The following is a 23,257-nucleotide window of genomic DNA, read 5'->3' as shown; positions in this document are numbered from 1 at the left end:
TACACTACGGCCTGCCGAATCCCACAGGAAGCCCGCCGGTGAGTTATTCCGCGTCCGACATCGAAGTACTCGAAGGCCTCGACCCGGTGCGCAAGCGCCCGGGCATGTACACCGACACCTCGCGGCCGAATCACCTGGCGCAGGAGGTGGTCGACAACTCGGTGGACGAGGCCATCAGCGGCTACGCCAAGCGCATCGACGTGGTGCTGCATCACGATGGATCCCTGTCGGTGACCGACGACGGCCGCGGGATGCCGGTCGACGAGCACCCCCGCGAGAAGCGGCCTGGTGTCGAGGTCATCCTCGGGCGGTTGCATGCGGGGGGCAAGTTCTCCGACAAGAACTACCAGTACTCGGGTGGCCTGCACGGCGTCGGGGTGTCGGTGGTGAACGCGCTGTCCCGGCACCTCGAGGTTTGGATCCGGCGCGACGGCAAGGAATACAACATGGCCTTCGCCGGCGGTCACAAGGTCTCCGATCTGGAGGTGGTCGGGGACGTGCCCCGGCGCAGCACCGGGACACGCTTGCAGTTCTGGCCCGATCCGCGCTATTTCGACAGCCCGAAGTTCTCGGTGCCCCGGCTCAAGCACGTGCTGCGCGCGAAGGCCGTGCTCTGTCCGGGGCTCGCGGTGAGTTTCCAGGACGAGGTGACCGGAGAGCAGTGCCGGTGGTGCTATGCCGACGGCCTGAAGGACTACCTCGTCGAGGCGCTGCAAGGGCTGGAACGGCTTCCCGACGAGCCGTTCATGGGGTCGGTCGCCGGAGACCGCGAGGGGGTCGACTGGGCCGTTCTCTGGCTCCCTGAAGGCGGCGAGGGCCTGGCAGAGAGCTACGCGAATCTGATCCCCACCCCGCAGGGTGGCACTCACGTGAACGGCCTGCGCACCGGACTCACCGAGGCGGTGCGCGAGTTCTGCGAGTTTCGCAACCTGCTTCCGCGGGGGATCAAGCTCGCGCCGGACGATGTCTGGGAACGGGTCGCGTACGTGGTGTCATTCAAGATGCAGGATCCCCAGTTCGCCGGCCAGACCAAGGAACGGCTGGGGTCGCGCGAGGCGGCGCCGTTCGTCGCCGGGGTGGTGAAGGACGGTTTCAGCCTGTGGCTGAATCGGCATCCCTCGGTCGGCGAGCGCATCGCGGAACTCGCGATCCAGAATGCACAGCGCCGCCAGCGGGCAGGGCGCAAGGTGGTGCGCAAGAAGCTGACTCAGGGGCCGACGCTGCCGGGAAAGCTGGCCGACTGCGCGAGCCAGGATCTGTCGCGCACCGAGCTGTTCCTGGTCGAGGGAGACTCGGCCGGCGGGTCCGCCAAGCAGGCCCGCGACCGGGAGTTCCAGGCGATCATGCCGCTCCGTGGCAAGATCCTGAACGCATGGGAAGTGGATCCCGACCAAGTGCTGGGCTCGCAGGAGATCCACGACATCAGCGTAGCGCTCGGCGTGGACCCGGGCGGAACGCAGCTTGACGGACTGCGTTACGGCAAGGTCTGTGTCCTCGCCGACGCCGACTCCGACGGCGCACACATCGCCACCTTGCTGTGTGCACTGTTCGTGCGCCACTTCCGGCCGCTGGTCGAGGGCGGGCACGTCTATGTCGCGATGCCGCCGCTGTTCCGGGTCGATGTGGGCAAGGAGGTCTATTATGCGCTCGACGATGCCGAGCGTCAGGGCATCCTGGATCGGATCGCGGCCGAGAAGCGCCGCGGTAAAGTGACCGTCACCCGTTTCAAAGGCCTCGGCGAGATGAACCCGCTGCAGCTGCGCGAGACGACGATGAACCCGGATACCCGCCGGCTCGTGCGCCTGACGCTCGATCCCGGTGACGACACCATGGGCCTGCTGGATATGCTGCTCGCCAAGAAGCGCGCGACCGACCGCAAGCAGTGGCTGGAGGGGAAGGGCCACCTTGCCGAGGTCTGACGCACGAGCAGACTGCCGCGCCGGGTGGTGACTCCGGCGCTGGTCCGCCCTTCTCCTCGATCTCGTTCCCGCCGCCCCGAGGTATTGCCGTCAGGCACGACGCCTCGGCCCCGGTCCCCGCCGCAGGCGTTCGAGCGCCCACCCGACGTGCTCGCGAACCAACGCGGACGGGTGCCCAGCCCGGCGCTCGAGCGCCGCGATCGCCTCGGGTGTCGCCGGGCCGTTGCCCAGTGCCACCGCGAGGTTGCGCAGCCAGCGTTCGTGGCCGATGCGCCGGATCGCCATACCGGCGGTCCGTTCCAGGAATCGGGCTTCGTCCCATGCAAACAGATCGATCAGCCCCGCCGCATCCAGCCCGTGCCGTGCGGCGAAATCCGGCTCGACGCTGAGACCCGCGAAGCGATTCCAGGGGCAGACCAGCTGACAGTCGTCGCAGCCGTAGACGCGGTTGCCCAGCATCGGCCTCAGCGATTCCGGGATCGCGCCCGGATGTTCGATCGTCAGGTAGGAGATGCAGCGGCGGGCATCCAGATCGTACGGCCCGCGGAAGGCCTGCGTTGGACAGATGTCGAGGCAGGCCCGGCAGCTGCCGCAGTGCGCCTCGGACGGGTCATCGATCGGCAGCGGCAGGTCGGTGAACAGCTCGCCGAGGAAGAACCACGAACCCGCCTCCCGCGCCAGCAGGTTGGTGTGCTTGCCGATCCAGCCCAACCCGGCCCGCTCGGCGAGGGCCTTCTCCAGAACCGGTGCGCTGTCGGTGAACGCGCGGTAGCCGAATGGACCGACCTCGGTTTCGATCCAGTCGGCGAGCGTCTGGATCCGCCTGCGGATCAGCTTGTGGTAGTCGCGCCCGAGCGCGTAGCGCGAGACGTAGGCCCGGTCCGGATCGGCGAGAATCGCCTCGGGGCGCGCGGTGGCCGGCGGCAGATAATCCATGCGCAGGCTGACGATGCGTTGCACGCCGGGTACGAGCCGCGCGGGGTCGCGCCGCAGCTCGGCGCGGTCGGCCATCCAGCGCATCTCGCCATGTGAACCCTGCGCGAGCCAGGCATCGAGGCGCTCCGCGTGGATGCCGACCGACGCCCGGGTGATGCCCACGGCCCGGAAGCCGAGTTCATGCCCCCAGTCACGGATCCGGCCGGCCAGGTCGAGGCATTGGCTTGGAGTTAGGGTTTGCGGCACGATCGGCGAACAGCCCATTTCGGAGGTGCGGACAGCGTGAATGATGACCCGACTGCGGTGCCCATTGCCAACCGCCTCTACGATGAGTCCGGAATGCGCGAACTCGACCGCAGGGCGATGGCCCGGCCGGGGGTGGGTGGCGGGGCATTGATGGAACGCGCCGGCGCGGCGTTGCTCCAGGCCCTGGAGGAGACCTTCCCGGACGCGCGCCGCCTCGGCGTGCTCTGCGGTCCCGGCAACAACGGCGGTGACGGCTACGTGCTGGCCCGGCTCGCCGGCGCCTCGGGCTGGACGGTGAAAGTCCACGGCAGTGCCGGCGGGACAGGGACAGCCAGCGATGGTACGCGCGCGGCCGAGGCGTGGCGCGCGGTCGGCGGCTCCGTCGATCCGCTGGAGGACTTTGCACCGGAGGCCGCCGATGTCTGGGCCGACTGCCTGTTCGGCATCGGGCTCGGGCGGCCGATCGACGGGGCATTGGCCGCTCTGATCGAACATCTGAACGCTACCGGGCGGCCGGTATTGGCCGCGGACGTGCCGTCCGGTATCGACGTGAACACCGGCTCGGTGCAGGGGGTAGCGGTCCGGGCAGCGCTGACCGTGACCATGATCGCGGACAAGCTGGGCCTGCATACCGGCCCCGCGGTGGATTATGTCGGCGCGGTCCGGGTGGCCGGTCTGGACGTGCCGGACGAGGTGTTTCGGGATATCCCGTTTGCGGCGGTGCGCTGGCGGCCGGAGGCGGTGTCACGCTGGCTTCCGGTGCGCCGTCCCGGCGCGCACAAGGGCAATTGCGGGCATGTCGTCGTGATCGGCGGGGCGCCGGGCTACTCCGGTGCCGGGCGCCTGGCGGGTATGGCGGCACTGCGTGCCGGGGCGGGACGGGTGACGCTGGTCACCCACCCGGAGCATGCGGCGCTGGCGAACCTCGAGCGACCCGAACTGATGGTGCGGCCGGCCGAATCGGCGCGGGATCTGCAAACCCTGCTGGCCGGGGCCGATGCCGTCGCGGTCGGGCCGGGTCTCGGGCAGCAGGCCTGGGGCCGCGCGCTTTGGCCGGCGGTCGCGGACTGGACGGGGCCGCTGGTGGTCGATGCCGATGCCCTGAATCTGCTCGCGCAGGCACCCCGGCGGCGCGACGACTGGGTGCTGACGCCGCATCCCGGCGAGGCGGCGCGGCTGCTTGCGGTCACGACCGGGGAAGTGACCGCGGATCGTGTCGCCGCGGTTGATGCGATCCGCCGGCGCTTCGGCGGTGTGGTGCTGTTGAAGGGGGCGGGGACGCTGGTGGCCCCGGCTCCAGGAGGGGGGATGGCCTGCATTACCGGCGGCCATCCGGGGATGGCCAGCGCCGGGATGGGCGACGTGCTGACCGGCGTGATGGCGGCCCTTCGGGCACAGGGGCTCGGGCCTGGCGAGGCGGCGGCAGCAGGGGCGGCCTGGCACGTCGCGGCCGCCCGGCTGGCGGCCCGCCGGATCGGTGCCGAACGCGGGATGCTCGCGGGCGACGTGATCGATGCCCTGCCGCAGAGCGGCGCCGGTGGTGGGTCATGAGCGACGCGGGCCTGTTTCTGCCCGATGCCGACGCCACCGAGCGGGCCGGTGCGGCGCTGGCACGCTGTCCGGCGTTGGCGCAGCTGCGGCAGATCCACCTCCGCGGTGATCTCGGTGCGGGCAAGACGACGCTGGTGCGCGGGTTGCTGCGGGCGCTGGGGCATCGCGGCGCGGTGCGCAGCCCCACCTACACGCTGCTCGAGCCCTACGAGTTCGCCGGTCTGACGGTACTGCATTTCGACCTGTACCGAGTCGGGGATCCGGAGGAACTCGAGTACCTCGGAGTGCGGGAACAGAGCGACGGCCGCACCCTCTGGCTGGTCGAGTGGCCGGACCACGGTGCGGGTTGGCTGCCGCCGCCGGAACTGGTCGCGACCCTGGTGCAGGAAGGTGCGGGACGCCGGCTGCTGTGGTCCGGGCCGCTGGCCGCGGCGATCTCCAGTCAAATGAGGGACTTGTGAGGGTGGAGTCAGAACATCCTGTATCTCGCTCAAAAGAAAGCATTTCTGTCTTGCATTTTCATGCGAAAGGTCCACAATGTAAGCAGAGCCCCTGATCAAAAAGGGAATGCCCGTGGCCGGAATTCATCAGCCCGATCTGCGCCGTCGCCGGTTCCTGCAAGGCCTCGCCGGACTGGGTCTGGGGGCTGCGCCTTTCACGCTGTGGGCGCGCCCCGGGGTGCAGCGGCTGCGCATGTCCGTGGATGGATCCACCACGCGGCTGGTGTTCGACATGGACGGCCCCGCCGACTACGACATCTTTCCCCTCGATTCGCCGCACCGTGTGGTCGTCGATCTTGCCGGTGCACGCGTGCTGAACCCGCTGGAGGTTGCGTCCAACCCGCGGTCGCTGGTCGCCGGTGTGCGCTATGCCCAGCGCAATGGAACCGACCTGCGGGTGGTGCTGGATCTGCGCGCCCCGGTCGACCCGCATAGTTTCGTACTGTTGCCGGCGCAGGGCTCGCCGCACCGGCTGGTGCTGGATCTGACCGAGCGCGCCGCACCGGTTCCGGTGGCGCGGATCGCGCCGGAGACGTTCGCGGAGCCGGCGGAGAGACTGCGTGAGCCCCTGCGCGAGGTCATCGTCGCGATCGACCCGGGCCATGGCGGTCACGATCCGGGCGCGATCGGCCCCGGCGGCACCCGTGAGAAGGACGTAGTGCTACAGATCGCGCGACGCCTGGCCGAACGCGTCGAGCGCGAGCCGGGGATGCGCCCGGTAATGATCCGCACCGGCGACTACTTCCTCCCGCTGCGTGAGCGTATCGACCGCGCCCGGGCGGCCCAGGCCGACGTCTTCCTCTCGATTCATGCGGATGCGATCCACGATCGCCGGGTGCAGGGGTCGTCGGTCTACATCCTGTCCGACCGCGGCGCTTCCAGCGAGGCCGCGCGCTTCCTGGCGCAGCGCGAGAACAGCGCCGACCTGCGCCTCGGGGGCGTGCCGATCGAAAGCAAGGACGAATCGCTGACCAGCGTACTGCTGGATCTCGCGCAAAGCGGCACGCTCGAGGCCAGCCATTCGCTTGCGCAGCGGCTGATTTCCGAAATGCACCGGGTGGGCAAGGTGCGCAAGCCGGAGGTCGAGCGTGCCAGTTTCGCGGTGCTGCGTTCGCCGGACGTGCCCTCGGTGCTGGTCGAGGCAGCCTTCATCTCGAATCCGTCGGAGGAACGCAAGCTGCGCACCCAGAGCTTCCAGAACTCGCTCGCTGATGCGATTCTCACCGGCCTGCGCGCCTATTTCTCGACCCACGCTCCGCCGGGAACCCTGATCGCCGAGGGCCGCCGCGACCGGCACATCATCCGGCCCGGCGAGACGCTGTCCGCGATCGCGGAGCGGTACCGGATGTCGGTGGCCGATCTCAGGGCGGTCAACGATCTGCCCAACGACCGGATCTTTGCGGGCCAGGTTCTGCAGATCCCCTACCGGGGCAGTTGAGCCTTCGGCATCGGGGCCTTCCGGTCGCACGCGCTTCTGGGCTAGGCTGCGGCCTTTATCCAGCCGCCCACGCCCGTGCCGATCCAGAGACTCCCACCGCAACTGATCAGCCAGATCGCCGCAGGCGAGGTCATCGAGCGCCCGGCCTCGGTGATCAAGGAACTGATCGAGAACAGCATCGATGCCGGGGCGCAGCGCGTCCAGGTCGATCTCGAGCAGGGCGGGATGCGCCTGATCCGGGTGGCCGACGACGGTTCCGGCATCGCGCGCGACGAACTGCCGCTGGCGTTGTCGCGCCACGCGACCAGCAAGGTGGCCGGGCTGCGCGATCTCGAGGCGCTGCAGACGCTCGGGTTTCGCGGCGAGGCGCTGCCGTCGATCGCATCGGTGGCCCGCCTGGTCCTGACGTCGGCGGTGGCGGGGGAGCGCAGCGGCTGGCGCCTGGCTGGCGATGGCTCGGACGAGTTCGCCGAGGTCGCGCCGGCGGCGCATCCCCGGGGGACGACCGTCGAGGTGCGCGACCTGTTCTTCAATGTCCCGGCCCGGCGCAAGTTTCTGCGCACCGAGCGCACCGAGTACCTCCATTGCGAAGACGTGGTCCGTACCCATGCGGCCGTGCGTCCGGACATCGCCTTCGAGCTTCGCCACAACGGGCGGACGGTGCTGGATCTGCCGGCCGTCGGCGCCGCGGCGGCGGCAGGCCGGGTTGCGGCACTGCTCGGCGAGGAGTTTCTGCGCCATGCCTTCGAGGTGGAGGAGGAAAGCTCCGGATTGCGCCTGTGCGGCTGGCTCGGGGCGCCGACGCACTCGCGCTCGCAGGCCGATCAGCAGCATTTCTTCGTAAACGGCCGGCCGGTCCGCGACCGCGTGCTCTCGGCCGCGGTGCGGCGCAGCTACCGGGATGTTCTTTACCAGGCGCGGCACCCGGTGTTCGTGCTGTTCCTGGATCTCGATCCTGCGACCGTGGACGTGAACGCTCATCCCGCCAAGCACGAGGTCCGCTTCCGCGACGGGCGGCTGGTGCACGATTTCGTGTTCCGGGCCCTGCACCGGGCGCTGGCCGACCTGCGACCCGGAGACGGGTCTGTCGGATCCGAATCCGTGGCCCTCGCCAGCGACGGTCGGTTCGGTCCGCCCCGCGCTTCCCGGGAACCGACGCAGGGAGCGGGTTCCGCCGCTCCGCGCGAACGCGATACCCGCTGGGAATTGCCGCTGCCCCGGGAGCCGGAGGCACCGGATACCGCTCCGGCGGTACGCGAGCCCGCCAGCCTCGCGTCACCGGCGGGAATGCCGCCGCTCGGGTTTGCGATCGGGCAGATTGCGGACGCCTTTGTGTTGGCCGAGAACGCGCGCGGGCTGGTGCTCGTGGATATGCATGCGGCGCACGAGCGCATTACCTACGAGCGCCTGAAGAAGGACTGGCGCGCGGCGCGGATGATCCGCCAGCCGCTGCTGGTGCCGGAGACGCTTCAGGTGACCCGGGCCGAGGCCGACCTGGCGGAAGCCTCGGCGGACCTGCTGCGCGGCCTGGGATTCGAGGTCGACCGCTCGGGGCCGGAGTCGGTCACCCTGCGCGCCGGGCCCGCGTTGCTGCAGGGCCGAGACCTGGTGCAGTTGCTGCGCGATGTGCTCGCCGACCTGCAGCACCTGGGGCATGCGGACCGGGCTGAGGCGGCGCTGGACGGGGTGCTGGGCACGATCGCGTGCCACGGCGCGATTCGTGCCGGGCGGAGGTTGACGCTGCCGGAGATGAACCGCCTGTTGCGGGACATGGAAGCCACCGAGCACAGTGGCCAGTGCAACCACGGCCGTCCGACGTATGTCGAGCTGGACCGGCAGGCGCTGGACCGGTTGTTCCTGCGCGGACGCTGAGGCCGTGCACCGGGTGATCCTGCTGATGGGGCCGACTGCAAGCGGCAAGTCGGCGCTCGCGATGGAGCTGGCCGAGGCGATCGGGGGCGAGATCATCAGCGTGGACTCGGCGCAGGTGTACCGGGGCATGGATATCGGCACCGCGAAGCCCGACGCCGCGGACCGGCAGCGGGTACCGCATCACCTGATCGACCTGCGCGATCCCGAGGAGACGTTCTCGGCGGCCGACTTTGCCGCGCTGGCCGCGCGCCGCATCCGGGAGATCAGCGCCCGCGGGCGCACGCCGCTGCTGGTCGGCGGCACCATGCTGTATTTCCGCGCGCTGCTGGAAGGGCTCGATCCGATGCCCGCGGTTGACCCCGCGGTACGGGCCGAACTGCGAGCGCGATTGCCCGAGGTCGGCGCGCAGGGCCTGCACCGGGAGCTCGCTGCGGTCGATGCGGCTGCGGCGGCGCGCATCCACCCGAACGATCCGCAGCGCATCCTGCGTGCGCTCGAGGTCTTCCTCAGTACCGGGCGTCCGCTGTCATCGTTCCAGTCCGGCGGGCGGCGCCGTGCGCCCGCACACTGGCGCAGCCTGGCGCTGTGGCCCGAAGACAGGGCCCGGTTACGGATGCGCATCAATGAGCGCTTCGACGCGATGCTGGACGCGGGGTTTGTACAGGAACTGGAACGCCTCGCGGCCCGTCCCGGGTTGACGGCGGAACATGTATCGCAGCGCGCGGTCGGATATCGTCAGGGCTGGAAGTGGCTTTCGGGGCAGTGCAGCCTGGACGAATTCCGCCAGCGCAGTATCGATGCCACCCGGCAACTGGCCAAGCGGCAGCTGACCTGGTTGCGCGGGCAGCAGGGCATCGAACGGCTCTGCGCCGAAACCGTGGACGTCGGCGAGGTACTGGCTCGGCTGGCGCGCTGATTTCCCGTGGGTCGCGCGGAACCGGTTCGACGATATGCTAATCTTCTAAGGATACAAGGGGGCGTCGGCTCCCTGACACGACAGACAAAGGATAACCGATCATGGCAAAAGGGCAGATGCTACAAGAACCCTTCCTCAACGCGCTGCGCCGCGACCGCATACCGGTCTCGGTGTATCTTGTCAACGGCATCAAACTGCAGGGGCAGATCGAGTCCTTCGACCAGTTTGTCGTGTTGCTGAAGAGCGCGGTTTCGCAAATGGTGTACAAGCACGCGATCTCGACGATCGTTCCGGCACGGCAGGTGCGCCTGAGCATCGAGGGTGAGGAACCTGCCGAGCACAAGGATGCCTGAATTCATGAAGGAGTTGTATACGCTTGTTTGAACGTCCTGAAAGCGGGGATCGTGCCCTGCTGGTCGCGCTCGCCGTGGGCGAGCCCGCCAATATCGAGCCCCAGATCCGGGAATTCCAGGATCTGGCCGAGTCCGCCGGTGCCGAGGTAGTCGGCCTGATCTCGGGAAGCCGGCGCAACCCCGACCCCCGCTTCTTCGTTGGTTCCGGCAAGGCCGACGAGATCGCCGCCGCGGTCGAGGCCACCGGTGCCGACCTCGCGATCTTCAACCATCCGTTGTCTCCCAGCCAGGAGCGCAACCTGGAACGGCACCTGAAGTGCCGGGTCCTGGACCGTTCGGGGCTGATCCTCGACATCTTCGCCCAGCGTGCCCGGTCCCACGAGGGCAAGCTGCAGGTGGAACTGGCCCAGTTGCGGCACATGTCCACGCGCCTGGTGCGCGGCTGGACCCACCTGGAACGACAGAAGGGCGGCATTGGCCTGCGCGGGCCGGGCGAGACCCAGCTCGAAACCGACCGGCGCCTGCTGGCCGCGCGGATCAAGCACATCGAGCGGCGCCTGGAAAAGGTCCAGCGCGCCCGGGAACAGGGCCGGCAGGCCCGGCGGCGTAACGAGACGCCGACGGTGGCGCTGGTGGGGTACACCAACGCTGGCAAGTCGACCCTGTTCAATCGCCTGACTGAGGCGCAGGTCTATGCGGCCGACCAGTTGTTCGCCACGCTGGATCCCACCCTGCGCCGGCTCGATCTGGCCCCGCACCAGTCGGTGATCCTGGCCGATACCGTCGGGTTCGTCCGCGACCTGCCGCATGAACTGATCGCGGCATTCAAGGCGACCCTGACCGAGACCCGCGAGGCCGCGCTGCTGCTGCACGTGATCGACGCCTCGGACCCGGAACGCGAGGTGCACGTCGAACAGGTCGAAAGCGTCCTGGAGGAGATCGGGGCGGGCGAGGTGCCGATCTGGTGCGTATACAACAAGATCGACTGCGTGCCGTCGGCCGACGAGGGCGGTACACCGGCCCGTTTCGAGGCCGGAGGCGATACCCTGTGGGTGTCCGCCGTGACCGGCGCGGGTGTGGAGGCGTTGCAGACACGGCTCGCAAACCACTTCACCGAGACCATGTTCCGCGGCTGGGTCGCTCTGCCCGCCGCCGCCGGCCGACTGCGCAGCCGACTGTTTGCGGAGCGGGCGGTAGAGGCCGAGCAGACCGGTGCGGACGGGCGGATGCACCTGCGCCTGAACGTTCCCGAGCGGTTGTTGCGGGCACTGCTGCGCGAAGCGGGACTGGAACCCGACCCCCACCGGCTGCGGGTGGGGGCGGCCGAGGCTCCGGTTGCCGAGCCGGCCGAACCCGATCTCGCGGAGGCCGGGCATCCCGGTTCCTGAAGTCCGGTCGCGAGCGTTCCGTTGGGGTATGTCTCCGGCACGGCGCCGCAGTGCATGCGGGTGGCCGGGCATGTGACGCGCATGCCCCGACGCAGTAAACTAAGGGGTCATGTCCAGGGCGACCGGGCGAAAGTGGCGGAACTGGTAGACGCGCTGGATTTAGGTTCCAGTGGGGTAACCCGTGAGAGTTCGAGTCTCTCCTTTCGCACCATTCCTGGCGTTTGGCGGTACAGACCCGACCTGAGAGCGCCCGGCTGGCGCAATCCCGATTTTCCGATTTTACACGAGGCCTTCTGATGCAAGTTTCTGTTGAAGCCACCGGCAGCCTGGACCGCAGGATGACGGTGCAACTCCCACGCGAGCGGGTCGATTCCGAGGTCGAGAAGCGCCTGAAGGCGCTGACCAGGCGAGTGCGGATCGACGGCTTCCGGCCCGGAAAGGTCCCGCTGAAGATCGTGCAGCAGCGCTACGGCTCGGGCGTCTACCAAGAGGTCCTCAGTGAGATGCTGCAGCAGAGCTATCGCGAGGCGATCGACCAGGAAGGTCTGGCGCCGGCGGGTGGTCCGAACATTGAACCCCGCATGATCGAGCCCGGCCAGCCGATCGAGTACGTCGCGTCGTTCCAGGTCTTCCCCGAGGTGACGGTGGCCGATCTCTCCGACGTCGAGATCGAACGCCCGGTGGCCGAGGTCGAGACGGAGAATGTGGACAAGGTGATCGAATCGCTGCGCCGGCAGCAGCGCACCTGGCACGCTGTCGAGCGTCCCGCGGCTGACGGCGACCGGGTGACCCTGGACTTTACCGGCACGCTGAACGGCGAGCCGTTCGATGGCGGCCAGGCCGAGGGCTTCGCGGTCGAAGTCGGGGCGGGGCGCCTGCTCCCGGAATTCGAATCGCAGCTCGTGGGAGTCGAGGCCGGTGCCGAGAAAGACATCGACGTCACCTTCCCGGAAGAGTACCCGGCGGAGAATCTGAAGGGTCAGACGGTCCAGTTCGCACTGACGATCCAGAAGGTCGAAGAGCCGCGCCTTCCGGAGGTCAATGCCGACTTTGTCCGCAGTTTCGGCGTCGAGGACGGCGACGTCGCGAAACTGCGTGAGGAAGTCACGGCCAACATGACGCGGGAACTCGCCCAGAACATCAAGGGCCGGGTGAAGAAGCAGGTGATGGACGCACTGGTGGCCCGGCATGACTTCGAACTCCCGAAGAGCCTGGTGCAGGCCGAGATCGACCGCCTGCGCACCGAGACCGAGAACCGTTTCGGAGGGGCGGAGAAGACGCAGCCGCTGCCGGATTCCATGTTCGAGGACGAGGCGGCCCGGCGGGTGCGCCTGGGGCTGGTCGTCCGGGCGATCGTCGATGCCGAGAAGATGGAGATCGACCGCGCGCGGGTCGACGCCGAACTCGACACGCTGGCACAGACCTACGAGGACCCTGAGGAAGTGAAACGCCACTACCGGACACACCCGCAGGCGATGGCCAGCCTCGAATCGCTGGTGCTCGAGGATCAGGTGGTCGACTGGGTGCTGGAACGGGCCCGGGTGACCGAGAAGCCGCAGACCTTCGACAACCTGATGGCGCCCAGTCAACCCAGCCCGGAGGAAGCTGCATGAACCATTTTTCCGAGGGTGCCGGGGCGCAGCACGCCCGGGCCCTGAATCTCGTGCCCATGGTCGTGGAACAGACCGCCCGGGGCGAACGCGCGTACGACATCTACTCGCGGCTGCTGAAGGATCGCGTCGTCTTCTGCGTCGGGCCGGTCGAGGACTACATGGCCAACGTGATCGTGGCCCAGTTGCTGTTCCTCGAGTCGGAGAATCCGGACAAGGAGATCAACCTGTACATCAACTCTCCGGGCGGCGCGGTGACCGCAGGCATGGCGATCTACGACACCATGCAGTTCATCAAGCCCGAGGTGAGCACCCTCTGCGTGGGGCAGGCTGCCAGCATGGGCGCCGTGTTGCTGGCCGGTGGTGCCGCCGGAAGACGCTACTGCCTGCAGCATTCCCGGGTGATGATCCATCAGCCGCTGGGAGGCTACCAGGGGCAGGCCACGGACATCGACATCCACGCGCGGGAGATCCTGAAGATCCGTGAGGAACTGAACCAGATCCTCGCGCACCACTCGGGCCAGTCGGTCGATACGATTCGCAACGACACCGAGCGCGATCGTTTCATGACCTCGCCGGAGGCCCGGGAGTACGGCCTGGTCGACCATGTCCTCGAGAAACGCGAGGTGAAATCCGGGTGACCACCGGGGGCAACCCGATGGACTGCCGGTCAGCTTGCAACCGGGTCGCAAACGGGGCATGTTGCAGATGAATCACCTTTCGCGGACCGAGGCATACGGATGAGCGACGAAAAATCCCCCCGCAACGACGGCAAGCTGCTGTACTGCTCGTTTTGCGGCAAGAGCCAGCACGAGGTGCGCAAGCTGATCGCTGGCCCTTCCGTGTTCATCTGCGATGAATGCGTGGAGCTGTGCAACGACATCATCCGCGAGGAGATGCAGGAGGCCGGCCACGCAGAACGCGACTCGCTGCCGAAGCCGCGGGAGATCCGGGGGATCCTCGACGAGTACGTGATCGGCCAGGACTCGGCGAAGAAGATCCTGTCCGTGGCCGTGTACAACCACTACAAGCGGCTCGAGGCGAAGTCCGGAAAGGACGACGTCGAACTCTCGAAATCGAACATCCTGCTGATCGGCCCGACCGGTTCGGGCAAGACGCTGCTGGCCGAAACGCTGGCGCGGGTATTGAACGTTCCGTTCACCATCGCCGATGCGACCACGCTGACCGAGGCGGGTTACGTGGGCGAGGATGTCGAGAACATCATCCAGAAGCTGCTTCAGAAGAGCGACTACGATGTCGATAAAGCGGAGACTGGTATCGTCTACATCGACGAGATCGACAAGATCTCGCGCAAGTCCGACAACCCGTCGATCACCCGCGATGTCTCGGGTGAGGGCGTGCAGCAGGCCTTGCTGAAGCTGATCGAAGGGACGACAGCCTCCGTGCCCCCCCAGGGGGGGCGCAAGCACCCGCAGCAGGAATTCCTGCAGGTCGATACACGCAATATCCTGTTCATCTGCGGCGGTGCGTTCTCCGGGCTGGAGAAGGTCATCCAGCAACGTTCGGAGAAAGGTGGCATCGGGTTTTCCGCCGAGGTCCGATCGAAGGACAAGGACCGGTCCGGCAGCGCCTGGTTGCAGCGCCTCGAGGCCGAGGATCTGGTGCGCTACGGCCTGATCCCCGAGTTCGTCGGTCGCCTGCCGGTGCAGGCGACCCTGGAAGAGCTCGACGAGGCCGCGCTGGTCACTATCCTGACCCAGCCACGCAACGCGCTGGTGAAGCAGTACCACCGCCTGTTCGAAATGGAGGGGGTGGAGCTTGAGTTCCGCGACGATGCGCTCAGCGCGATCGCGCGCAAGGCGATGAGCCGCAAGACCGGTGCGCGCGGCCTGCGCTCGATCATGGAGAACATCCTGCTGGATACCATGTACGAGCTTCCGTCGATGGAGAACGTCAGCAAGGTGGTGATCGACGAGGCGGTGATCCGCGGCGACGCCGAGCCCTACCTGATCTACGAGAACACCAATTTTGCGAAGCAGGCGGCCTCCGATTCCTGAACACCGGCAAGCGGGTGCCTGCCCGCGTCCTGCGAATACCGGCAGTGCGCCCCGCTCCACATGGTGAAGCGGCCCCCTGCGCCCGCGTGCCCCGGAAAAAGCTTGAAAAAGCCGCAACTGCCCCAACCTCTTTGCAAATCCATTGATCGCTGACCCTCGAGAGGGCCCCATGACCCAGAAGACCAGTTCTTCCCAGAACGACGTGGAATCGCCGGTGAAGCGCGTTGCCGTCCTGCCGCTGCGCGATGTTGTCGTGTACCCGCACATGGTGATCCCGCTGTTCGTCGGCCGCGAGAAGTCGATCCGTGCGCTGGATTCGGCAATGGCCGAGAACAAGCAGGTGCTGCTGGTCGCCCAGAAAAGCGCCGAGATCGACGAACCCAGCGCCAAGGATCTGCACGACATCGGCACGCTGGGCAACATCCTGCAGCTGCTGCGCCTGCCCGACGGTACCATCAAGGTGCTGGTCGAGGGTGCTCAGCGCGCCCAGGTGATCGATCTGGGTGATCAGGACGAGCATTTCGTTGCGCAGATTCGCCTGGTCGATGAAGAGGCCGGCGCCGAGGAGCGCGAAATGGAGGTGCTCGGCCGCTCCGCGTTGAACCTGTTCGAGCAGTACATCAAGCTGAACAAGAAGGTGCCGCCAGAGATCCTGACCTCGCTGGCGGGCATCGACGATGCCTCGCGGCTGGCCGACACCATTGCCGCGCACATGTCGCTGAAGCTGGATGAAAAACAGAAAGTACTCGAGATCGCCAGCGTCAAGGAGCGCCTGGAGCACCTGATCGCCCAGATCGAAGGCGAGATGGACGTGCTGCAGATCGAGAAGCGCATCCGCGGCCGCGTGAAGCAGCAGATGGAGAAATCGCAGCGCGAGTACTACCTGAACGAGCAGATGAAGGCGATCCAGAAGGAACTGGGCGACCTGGAGGACGCGCCGAACGAGGCTGAGGAACTCGCGCAGAAGATCGAAAAGGCCGGCATGCCGCGCGAGGCCAAGAAGAAGGCTCAGGCCGAGCTGAACAAGCTGAAGATGATGTCGCCGATGTCCGCTGAGGCGACGGTCGTGCGCAGCTACATCGACTGGCTGGTCAACGTGCCGTGGAAGAAGCGAACCAAGGTCAGCCAGGACCTGACTGCGGCGGAGAAGGTGCTGAACGAAGATCACTATGGTCTGGAAGAGGTCAAGGAACGGATCCTCGAGTACCTGGCGGTGCAGTCCCGGGTGCGCAAGATGAAGGGCCCGATCCTGTGCCTGGTGGGCCCGCCCGGTGTCGGCAAAACGTCGCTGGGGCAGTCGATCGCGCGCGCGACCAACCGGAAGTTCACCCGGATGGCGCTGGGCGGCGTGCGTGACGAGGCCGAGATCCGCGGCCACCGGCGTACCTATATCGGCTCGCTGCCGGGCAAGATCGTCCAGAACCTGTCCAAGGTCGGGGTTCGCAACCCGCTGTTCCTGCTCGACGAGATCGACAAGATGGCGATGGATTTCCGCGGTGACCCGGCATCGGCGCTGCTGGAGGTGCTGGATCCCGAGCAGAACCATACCTTCAGCGACCACTACCTCGAGGTCGATTTCGACCTGTCTGACACCCTGTTCGTCGCGACCGCGAACAGCATGAACATCCCCGGTCCGCTGCTCGACCGGATGGAGGTCATCCGGCTGTCCGGGTACACCGAGGATGAAAAGGTTCATATCGCTCGCAACTACCTGATCAAGAAGCAGATCGAGGCCAACGGCCTGAGCGACGACGAGATCCAGATCAGCGACGCGGTGGTGCGCGACATCGTCCGCTACTACACCCGCGAGGCGGGTGTGCGGGCGCTGGAGCGCGAGATCGCGAAGATCTGCCGCAAGGTCGTGAAGCTGCGCCTGCTGGGCAAGGACAAGGCCAAGGTTACGCAGGTGACACCGAAGAGCCTCGATCGCTACCTCGGCGTGCGCCGTTTCCGGTTCGGGCTCGCGGAGGAGAGCGATCGCGTGGGCCAGGTGACCGGCCTGGCCTGGACCGAGGTGGGGGGAGAACTGCTCACCATCGAGGCCACCGTGGTGCCGGGCAAGGGCAAGACCATGCAGACCGGGAAGCTCGGTGACGTGATGCAGGAATCCATTCACGCCGCGATGACCGTGGTTCGCAGCCGTGCTGCGTCACTGGGGATCGACGAGAACTTCCACGAGAAGAAGGATCTGCACGTTCACGTGCCGGAGGGTGCAACGCCGAAGGACGGCCCCAGTGCGGGCATTGGCATGTGCACTGCGATCGTTTCGGCGCTGACCGGTATTCCGGTGCGGGCGGACGTTGCGATGACCGGAGAGATCACCCTGCGCGGACAGGTTCTGCCGATCGGAGGCCTGAAGGAAAAGCTGCTGGCGGCACACCGTGGCGGCATCCGCACCGTGCTGATTCCTGAGGAGAACGAGAAGGATCTGGTGGATATCCCCAAGAACATCAAGGCCAAGCTGGATATCCGCCCGGTGCGCTGGATCGACGAGGTGCTGTCGGTGGCGCTGACGCACATGCCGGAGGCCTCGGCGACGCCAGACGCAACGCCGAAGGTCGCATCCTCCACCAAGCGTGGCGGGGAACCCCGGCGCAGGAACGTGCGGCACCATTAGCGTGAAAATACGCCGCCCTAGAATCGTATGTCTCTGATTTATAATCGTATTTCATCCTTCGGGGTGCCTCGCGGCCGAGGGCATGACAGTTAGCGTGAAAGAACCTGACGTTGGGCGAGCGAGATTCTGGCGTGACGCATGCCGGTGCGCAAATGCCTGCTTGCGGGACTCGAAGAGCCTGTGTGGCGGCTCAGGTGGCGGTGAGATAGCCGTGCTTTTCCAGCATCTTCAGCCAGCGCGGCGCGTTGCGCTGCACGACGAGAGCCTCGTAATCGACGGTGCGATCCTGGTAGGGGCCGCGATGATTGAGCATGGCGTAGACGATGCGCAGGAGCTTGTGCGCCAGGGCCACGATGGAGCGCTTGTGTCCCTTGCGGATGGACAAGGCCGAAAACTTGTCCTTGAGCGCACAGCGGGTGCGGGAGGCGGCTTGCGCGAACTCGCACAGCAGGCGACGGACCCAGGCGTTGCCCTTGCGCGTGCGTCCGCTTTTAGCGTTTGCCGGCGCTCTCGTGGTTGCCGGGCAGATGCCGACCCAGGACGCGAGGCGTTCGGCGCTGCCGAAGCTCGCCATGTCGGTACCGATTTCGACGAGCAGCATGGCGGCGCCAATGCGGTCGATGCCGGGCACGGTTTCCAGCAGGCACACCTGCGGCTCCCAGGGGCCAGACCCGCAAGCAGTTCCTGTTCGAAGCGGGCGATCATGGCCTCGAGGTACTCGATGTGCGCCAGAACCTCGTTGAGCACGAAGCGGTGCCTGGTGCTCAGTTCCTCCGGTTGCAGGGCTTCGAACAGTTCTTCGCGGGAAGCCCGCAGGCGGCCGGCGAGGTCGAGGATTGCGTGCATGGGGGCATCGGCGAGCAGGGCCTTGATCATGGCCCGTGCCGACGCGCCGTGTACGTCGGAGACCAGCACGTTCAGGCGAATCCCGGCATCGGTCAGCACCTTGTGCAGCCGGTTCTTCTCCGCGGCCAGCATCCGACCAGCTTCTGGCGCTGCCGGCGATCAGGCGCAGATGGCGGATCTCGGCCGGAGGAATGAACGAAGCCCGCAGCAGACCGGCACGGGCCAGCGTGGCCAGCCACTGGGCATCGGAGAGGTCGGTCTTGCGGCCAGGCACGTTTCGGGCGTGACGGGCATTGACCACCCAGGCCATGACGCCCACACGCTCAAGGGCCGCATAGGGGCTCTTCCAGTAGATCCCAGTGCTCTCCATCACCACGACCTCGGGGTCGAATCCGCGAACCCACTCGGCCAACGCCCGCCGATCGCGCTTGAAGCCCCCGAATTCCCGGTGCTCCACCGCCACGCTGCCATCGGGCTGCTCGATCAGCGCACAGGCCGTGATCTTGCTCTGGTGCACATCCAGACCGACAACGCGCCGGTGAATCGGGGTGATGTCCATGCTGACCTCCTCGGGCAAACGCACTATCCTTCACGATGTGCTGTCGCCAAGGGCGCCGTCCTTCAACGGCCTGTCGGGACTCGACGGCTCTTTTTAGCGTGCGCTGTCCATGACCCTTCCAGGCCATGCCAGGCAATCCGGGGTACGAGTGAAGGACGGCGGGTCGAGTTAGCGTGCGCGGTCCGGCGCCATCAAGAATTATCGCGACCTCAGCCCGACGCGACAGCACGCCCATTATCTTTCATCATCGGGGGTGCCGCGCGCCCGGCGGCATGACAGTTAGCGTGAAAGTCGCGCATAGCGCGCACGAAATTCCCCCTCTCCTGCTTGCGGGAGAGGGATGGCGAGAGGGAACAATCACGGCGACGCGCGACCGATTTTCAGGGTTCGTGGGAGGGTGGACATCGCCGTGATCGTTGACGCAAGTGGATCCTGTGCGCGCGTCCCGGCCGCAGACGACCCGTGCTTCGTCTGCGGCCGTTTTTTGGTATCGTATGCGGTCCGTGCATCGGCGCTTGCCAATTCCATGGGCAAGATATAAGAATAGGCAGTAACACGGCGAAAGACCCGGTTTATTGCATTGCGCCACGCCGTTCGTCCTCGTGATGGGGCAGCCTGGCCACCCTCCGACCAGTCACGAACAACAAGGAATCCGTGCATGAACAAATCCGAACTGATTGAAGCGATTGCCGAAAGGGCAGATGTCCCGAAGGCGCAGGCCGGGCGCGTGATCGATGCGCTAACCGATGTGGTGGGCGATGCGCTGGCAGACGGGAGCCAGGTATCCCTGGTGGGTTTCGGTACCTTCCTGACCCGGGAGCGGCCGGCGCGCAGCGGACGCAACCCGCGCACCGGCGAAACCATCCAGATTGCGGCCTCGCGGACGCCGTCGTTCAAGGCTGGCAAAGCCCTCAAGGATCGAGTAAACTAGCGAACTTTCGCAGGGTGCTTAGCTCAGCTGGTAGAGCGTCGCCCTTACAAGGCGAATGTCGGCGGTTCGATCCCGTCAGCACCCACCAGCAAGCATCACGATTTCTGGAGCGGTAGTTCAGTTGGTTAGAATACCGGCCTGTCACGCCGGGGGTCGCGGGTTCGAGTCCCGTCCGCTCCGCCAGCCTCTCGAAGGGCGCCTCCGGGCGCCCTTCGGCTTTTGTGGGGTCTGTCGTCCCAAGTGGATATCGGAAACTCGGGGGACTTCACCTCCCGTTCAGGAAGTTTCGACTAGGATCTCTGTCAACGACGGCGAGCGGTTTTTCGTGCGGAAACGGTATGTGTAACGAGGTGACGATATGAAACTCATTCATGCGGGAGCAGTGGCAGTACTCGCGTTGACCCTGGGCGGCTGCGCCACCCAGCCGACACAGCAGCAGACCGGGGCCGCCGTTGGCGGTGTGCTGGGCGGTTTGCTGGGGACCCAGGTGGGGGGGGGGCAGCGGTCGAACTGCGGCGATCATTGCCGGCACGCTGGCCGGTGCAATGATCGGGGGCGCCATTGGCCGCAGCATGGATGCGACCGACCAGCGCCAAGTCTACCGTACGCTGGAGACCGCTCCGGACAACCGTACCGTGGCCTGGAACAACCCGAACACTGGCCACCAGTACCAGGCAACCCCGGTGCGCACGTATCGGTCCGCAGGGCAGGATTGCCGGGAGTACCGCATCCACGGCGAGATCGATGGCCGGCCCGAAACCATCGTCGGCACCGCGTGCCGCGACGCACAGGGCCGCTGGGTCAACCAGTGAGATTCCAGGTGCGCCTGAGCGCGCCTGCGTGCTGCACAGAGACCTCCTATGGTCCGGGTGCTGGGCAGCACAGTTGTAGCGGCCAGGCGGACCGTCCCCTGCGGATCACTCACAGTCGCGGAACAAGGTCCGATGTGCGGCATCGGCAAGCGGGTTTGGCGGGCTTGCCGTGCGTCGCGCAGGTATGGCGCGCGGCGCCGCCGGGCTGGGCGCATATGGGCCTCGCTAGTGGTGGTTCACGCCGCCCGCCAGCGAATAGGCGATGGTGGCGAGCGCGACGAGCATGATCAGCAGGCCGATGGCCTGGCGTAGGTGTGGCGCCCGCGCCAGCCGGACCAGCCAGGCGGCAAAGATCCCTGCGGTCATCACGCCGGGCAGAGTGCCGGCGCCGAATGCGAGCATCAGCAGGGCCCCTTGCAGGGCGTCCGCGGTGGCCAGGGTCCAGATCAGCATCGAGTAAACCAGGCCGCATGGCAGCCAGCCCCAGGCGGCCCCGAACAGCAGCGCCTGTAGCGGCGACGACACCGGCAGCAGCCGGCGGCCCAGAGGTTCGATCCGGCGCCAGGCCGGTGCGCCCAGGCGTTCCAGCTGAGCGAACCCCGGAAACCACCCGGCAAGATACAGGCCGATGCCGGCTAGGATCGTGGCCGCGAACAGCTGGGCAACGAGGTGGAGGGCACCGGTGTCGCCGCCACCGCGCAGCAGGATGGCTCCGACCACGCCCGCAATGCCGCCTGCCAGCGCGTAGCTTCCGATGCGCCCGAGGCCGTAGGCCAGGACGAACGTGAACAGGCGCGTCCGTCGCTTGCGCACATCCTCCGGGAGGCTCAGAGTCAGCGCGCCGCTGATACCCCCGCACATGCCGACGCAGTGCAGGGTGCTGGCGAGGCCGATCAGGAACGCTATGGCGATGCTGTGTTCCAAGACTCCTTCCAATGCTTGCGGCGGGTGCCGCAGCGGGCGGGTGTGGTCCCGGGGAGAACGCTGCGGGAACCACCAAGAAGAGGTGTGCGGTGTTCGAGGCCGCGCGGTTTCTCCCGTGGCGCCATTCTAGGGGCACCGGCCGCGAGGAGACAGCCCGTCCCGGGGTGAGGCAGTGCATCCGTCACGATCCTGACGAAGTCCAGCCTGGGAGGCGCAGGCAGCTGTGTGATCTGCCGCGGCAGGGGGTGTGTGAAACCACACGATCCGCTGGCGGGCTGCCGGCAATTCATTCCCAAGTGATTGATACTGTGAAGTAATGCGAGTTGGCACGCAGCCTGCCTTACCTACGGCAATCCAGGCAAAGCGGAGGGAACACCGGCAACGACAGCGCATTCTCCAAGTGATTACCGAATTCCGCGTGCCGCTCGCATTCCGGGCCGCCTCTTTACCGGGCGGCCGAGTGGCCGCGGGCAGTGAAAGCAAGCCGATGCCATTTCGATCGGCCGATGACCGAGTAGAGAATGGACAGCACACCACCGCGATGCGGGCGATCTTCGACTTTCCGGACGCAGACCCACCGCACCAAATCGCCCGCCCCCCTTCGACCGGGCGCGTCCTCGACTGCAGGACGCGGTGTTGCAGCATCCGGGAAATGGGTTCATTCAGCGTGCCCCGACGGGGCGCAGGAGGCTAGGCGATCGCGTATTTCTTCAGACGATACTGCAGGGTATCCCGGCTCAGCCCGAGGAGCTGTGCCGCCCGCGTCCGGTTGCCCTGCGTCTTCTGCAGGGCCTGGCGGATCAGGTCGACCTCGAATGTCTCGAGGTGCACCCCCTGGTCGGGCAGTGCATAGCCGCCGGCGGCTGCGCCACCCGAGCGTTCCGTGAATTGCCGGGGCAGGTTGCTGGCGTGAACGGCTTGACCCTTCAGGAGGATCAGCGTGCGCTCGCAGAAATTGCGCAGTTCGCGCACGTTGCCTGGCCAGTGGTAGCGGGCCAGGATCTGCAGCGCATCGGTTTGGTAGATCGGGGGCGGGAGGCCGTGCTGCCGTGCCAGCGCGCGCGTCAGGTGTTCGATCAGGATCGGGACATCGCCCCGACGTTCGCGCAGTGGTGGAAGTTCGAGCGGCACCACGTGGAGCCGATAGTAGAGATCTTCCCGGAAGCGGCCTTCGCGCACCTCGGCGAGAAGATCGCGATTTGTAGCGGCGACCACGCGCACGTCGACCCTTTCTGGTTTGGGCTGGCCGATCGCCTGGCATTCGCCGGTCTCGAGGAAGCGCAGCAGCTTGGCCTGGCTCGCAAGCGGCATCTCACCGATCTCGTCGAGGAACAGCGTACCCCCGGCGGCATTGCGGATGCGTCCCGGCTGGTCACCGGTCGCGCCGGTGAAGGCGCCACGTCGATGGCCGAACAGTTCGGATTCGATCAATTGCTCCGGCAACGCGGCGCAGTTGATCGTGGCCATCGGTGCGCGGCTGCGCCGGCTGCTACCGTGGATCGCGCGCGCGAGGAGTTCCTTCCCGGTCCCGCTCTCCCCGTGAACCAGTACGGTCACATCCACCTCGGCCACGATACGGGCCGCGTTTACCACCGCCCGCAGCTCCGGGGAATCGCCAATCAGCAGATCATCGAAGTCACTGGCCATGGAATTCTCCATTTCGGTCCTCGTACAGGGCCGCGTCATGCGGTACAGCACCGCCGCGGCGCACGTTTCCGGTCCTGCGCGGCGCATCGTGCGATCGCAGGCACTCGGGGCAACAGGGTGAGCAGAGCCCCGGACCCGCTGCCACGACCCGGGACAACGGGCACTGGCTCGGGC

Annotated in this window: 16 protein-coding genes, 3 tRNA genes and 2 pseudogenes; 17 read left to right on the top strand and 4 right to left on the bottom strand. The window is 66.8% G+C overall.

Features of this window, described 5'->3' with window-relative positions:
- Nucleotides 1–38: 38 nt before the first annotated feature.
- Nucleotides 39–1,919 (top strand): DNA topoisomerase IV subunit B, encoded by a 1,881-nt coding sequence (parE, locus tag TVNIR_RS13175; protein ID WP_015259533.1) that lies wholly within the window; start codon nucleotides 39–41, stop codon nucleotides 1,917–1,919.
- A 90-nt stretch (nucleotides 1,920–2,009) separates the two neighbouring features.
- Here parE and queG read toward each other — a convergent pair whose 3' ends face one another.
- Nucleotides 2,010–3,119 carry a tRNA epoxyqueuosine(34) reductase QueG gene (gene queG, locus TVNIR_RS13170; protein ID WP_015259532.1) on the bottom strand — a complete coding sequence of 370 codons (1,110 nt, stop codon included), beginning with the start codon at nucleotides 3,117–3,119 and terminating at the stop codon, nucleotides 2,010–2,012.
- Nucleotides 3,120–3,164: 45 nt separating this feature from the next.
- Between queG and TVNIR_RS13165 the strand changes: the two genes are divergently transcribed.
- From TVNIR_RS13165 to lon, 12 genes are all read left to right on the top strand, one after another.
- Nucleotides 3,165–4,652: a bifunctional ADP-dependent NAD(P)H-hydrate dehydratase/NAD(P)H-hydrate epimerase gene (locus tag TVNIR_RS13165; protein ID WP_043740658.1), complete on the top strand. Its 1,488-nt coding sequence runs from the start codon at nucleotides 3,165–3,167 to the stop codon at nucleotides 4,650–4,652.
- Entirely contained in the window at nucleotides 4,649–5,113 is a 465-nt protein-coding gene (tsaE, locus tag TVNIR_RS13160; RefSeq protein ID WP_015259530.1) for a tRNA (adenosine(37)-N6)-threonylcarbamoyltransferase complex ATPase subunit type 1 TsaE, read from the top strand. Before TVNIR_RS13165 ends, tsaE begins: the two co-directional genes overlap by 4 nt.
- A 106-nt stretch (nucleotides 5,114–5,219) precedes the next feature.
- Nucleotides 5,220–6,590, top strand: coding sequence for an N-acetylmuramoyl-L-alanine amidase (locus TVNIR_RS13155; RefSeq protein ID WP_015259529.1), 1,371 nt, complete (start codon nucleotides 5,220–5,222; stop codon nucleotides 6,588–6,590).
- A 75-nt stretch (nucleotides 6,591–6,665) separates the two neighbouring features.
- On the top strand, nucleotides 6,666–8,462 hold the full coding sequence (gene mutL, locus TVNIR_RS13150; RefSeq protein WP_015259528.1) for a DNA mismatch repair endonuclease MutL: 1,797 nt from the start codon (nucleotides 6,666–6,668) through the stop codon (nucleotides 8,460–8,462).
- 4 nt (nucleotides 8,463–8,466) lie between these two features.
- The gene (gene miaA / locus TVNIR_RS13145; RefSeq protein WP_015259527.1) at nucleotides 8,467–9,378 is read left to right on the top strand and encodes a tRNA (adenosine(37)-N6)-dimethylallyltransferase MiaA; all 912 of its coding nucleotides are present in this window, start codon (nucleotides 8,467–8,469) and stop codon (nucleotides 9,376–9,378) included.
- 101 nt (nucleotides 9,379–9,479) lie between these two features.
- Entirely contained in the window at nucleotides 9,480–9,731 is a 252-nt protein-coding gene (gene hfq, locus TVNIR_RS13140) for an RNA chaperone Hfq (protein WP_015259526.1), read from the top strand.
- 23 nt (nucleotides 9,732–9,754) lie between these two features.
- Nucleotides 9,755–11,119: a ribosome rescue GTPase HflX gene (gene hflX, locus TVNIR_RS13135; protein WP_015259525.1), complete on the top strand. Its 1,365-nt coding sequence runs from the start codon at nucleotides 9,755–9,757 to the stop codon at nucleotides 11,117–11,119.
- A gap of 126 nt (nucleotides 11,120–11,245) precedes the next feature.
- A tRNA-Leu gene (locus tag TVNIR_RS13130) sits at nucleotides 11,246–11,330 on the top strand.
- Nucleotides 11,331–11,415: 85 nt separating this feature from the next.
- Nucleotides 11,416–12,732: a trigger factor gene (gene tig / locus TVNIR_RS13125; protein WP_015259524.1), complete on the top strand. Its 1,317-nt coding sequence runs from the start codon at nucleotides 11,416–11,418 to the stop codon at nucleotides 12,730–12,732.
- The gene (gene clpP, locus TVNIR_RS13120; protein WP_015259523.1) at nucleotides 12,729–13,370 is read left to right on the top strand and encodes an ATP-dependent Clp endopeptidase proteolytic subunit ClpP; all 642 of its coding nucleotides are present in this window, start codon (nucleotides 12,729–12,731) and stop codon (nucleotides 13,368–13,370) included. The genes tig and clpP overlap by 4 nt, the downstream gene beginning before the upstream one ends.
- Before the next feature lie 99 nt (nucleotides 13,371–13,469).
- Complete coding sequence (gene clpX / locus TVNIR_RS13115; protein ID WP_015259522.1) at nucleotides 13,470–14,747, top strand: ATP-dependent Clp protease ATP-binding subunit ClpX; 1,278 nt, start codon at nucleotides 13,470–13,472, stop codon at nucleotides 14,745–14,747.
- A gap of 169 nt (nucleotides 14,748–14,916) precedes the next feature.
- Nucleotides 14,917–17,364 carry an endopeptidase La gene (gene lon / locus TVNIR_RS13110; RefSeq protein ID WP_015259521.1) on the top strand — a complete coding sequence of 816 codons (2,448 nt, stop codon included), beginning with the start codon at nucleotides 14,917–14,919 and terminating at the stop codon, nucleotides 17,362–17,364.
- Nucleotides 17,365–17,554: 190 nt separating this feature from the next.
- On the opposite strand, the pseudogene TVNIR_RS13105 reads toward lon, so the two are convergent.
- Nucleotides 17,555–18,769 (bottom strand): annotated as a pseudogene (locus TVNIR_RS13105) (IS110 family RNA-guided transposase).
- 658 nt (nucleotides 18,770–19,427) lie between these two features.
- On the opposite strand from TVNIR_RS13105, the gene TVNIR_RS13100 reads away from it, so the two are divergent.
- The 4 genes and pseudogenes from TVNIR_RS13100 (at nucleotide 19,428) to TVNIR_RS13085 (ending at nucleotide 20,512) form a co-directional block, all read left to right on the top strand.
- The gene (locus TVNIR_RS13100; RefSeq protein WP_015259518.1) at nucleotides 19,428–19,700 is read left to right on the top strand and encodes an HU family DNA-binding protein; all 273 of its coding nucleotides are present in this window, start codon (nucleotides 19,428–19,430) and stop codon (nucleotides 19,698–19,700) included.
- A 12-nt stretch (nucleotides 19,701–19,712) separates the two neighbouring features.
- Nucleotides 19,713–19,788, top strand: a tRNA-Val gene (locus TVNIR_RS13095).
- A gap of 18 nt (nucleotides 19,789–19,806) precedes the next feature.
- Nucleotides 19,807–19,883 (top strand) — tRNA-Asp (locus tag TVNIR_RS13090).
- A 175-nt stretch (nucleotides 19,884–20,058) separates the two neighbouring features.
- Nucleotides 20,059–20,512: pseudogene (locus tag TVNIR_RS13085) on the top strand (RT0821/Lpp0805 family surface protein).
- Between the two features lie 225 nt (nucleotides 20,513–20,737).
- On the opposite strand, the gene TVNIR_RS13080 reads toward TVNIR_RS13085, so the two are convergent.
- The gene (locus TVNIR_RS13080) at nucleotides 20,738–21,436 is read right to left on the bottom strand and encodes a sulfite exporter TauE/SafE family protein (protein WP_015259516.1); all 699 of its coding nucleotides are present in this window, start codon (nucleotides 21,434–21,436) and stop codon (nucleotides 20,738–20,740) included.
- 690 nt (nucleotides 21,437–22,126) lie between these two features.
- On the bottom strand, nucleotides 22,127–23,083 hold the full coding sequence (locus tag TVNIR_RS13075; protein WP_015259515.1) for a sigma-54 interaction domain-containing protein: 957 nt from the start codon (nucleotides 23,081–23,083) through the stop codon (nucleotides 22,127–22,129).
- Nucleotides 23,084–23,257: the final 174 nt, after the last annotated feature.

It is taken from the genome of Thioalkalivibrio nitratireducens DSM 14787 (assembly GCF_000321415.2).
GTDB lineage: Bacteria > Pseudomonadota > Gammaproteobacteria > Ectothiorhodospirales > Ectothiorhodospiraceae > Thioalkalivibrio > Thioalkalivibrio nitratireducens.
The sequence above is the reverse complement of the archived record's forward strand: the minus strand, read 5'-3'. Positions and strand labels throughout refer to the sequence as shown.

What these genes read in the sequence shown, in the direction of transcription:
- queG (WP_015259532.1), bottom strand. Translation starts at nt 3,119, where the DNA reads ATGGGCTGTTCGCCGATCGTGCCGCAAACCCTAACTCCAAGCCAATGC.
- tsaE (WP_015259530.1), top strand. Translation starts at nt 4,649, where the DNA reads ATGAGCGACGCGGGCCTGTTTCTGCCCGATGCCGACGCCACCGAGCGG.
- TVNIR_RS13155 (WP_015259529.1), top strand. Translation starts at nt 5,220, where the DNA reads ATGCCCGTGGCCGGAATTCATCAGCCCGATCTGCGCCGTCGCCGGTTC.
- hfq (WP_015259526.1), top strand. Translation starts at nt 9,480, where the DNA reads ATGGCAAAAGGGCAGATGCTACAAGAACCCTTCCTCAACGCGCTGCGC.
- tig (WP_015259524.1), top strand. Translation starts at nt 11,416, where the DNA reads ATGCAAGTTTCTGTTGAAGCCACCGGCAGCCTGGACCGCAGGATGACG.
- clpP (WP_015259523.1), top strand. Translation starts at nt 12,729, where the DNA reads ATGAACCATTTTTCCGAGGGTGCCGGGGCGCAGCACGCCCGGGCCCTG.
- clpX (WP_015259522.1), top strand. Translation starts at nt 13,470, where the DNA reads ATGAGCGACGAAAAATCCCCCCGCAACGACGGCAAGCTGCTGTACTGC.
- lon (WP_015259521.1), top strand. Translation starts at nt 14,917, where the DNA reads ATGACCCAGAAGACCAGTTCTTCCCAGAACGACGTGGAATCGCCGGTG.
- TVNIR_RS13100 (WP_015259518.1), top strand. Translation starts at nt 19,428, where the DNA reads ATGAACAAATCCGAACTGATTGAAGCGATTGCCGAAAGGGCAGATGTC.
- TVNIR_RS13075 (WP_015259515.1), bottom strand. Translation starts at nt 23,083, where the DNA reads ATGGCCAGTGACTTCGATGATCTGCTGATTGGCGATTCCCCGGAGCTG.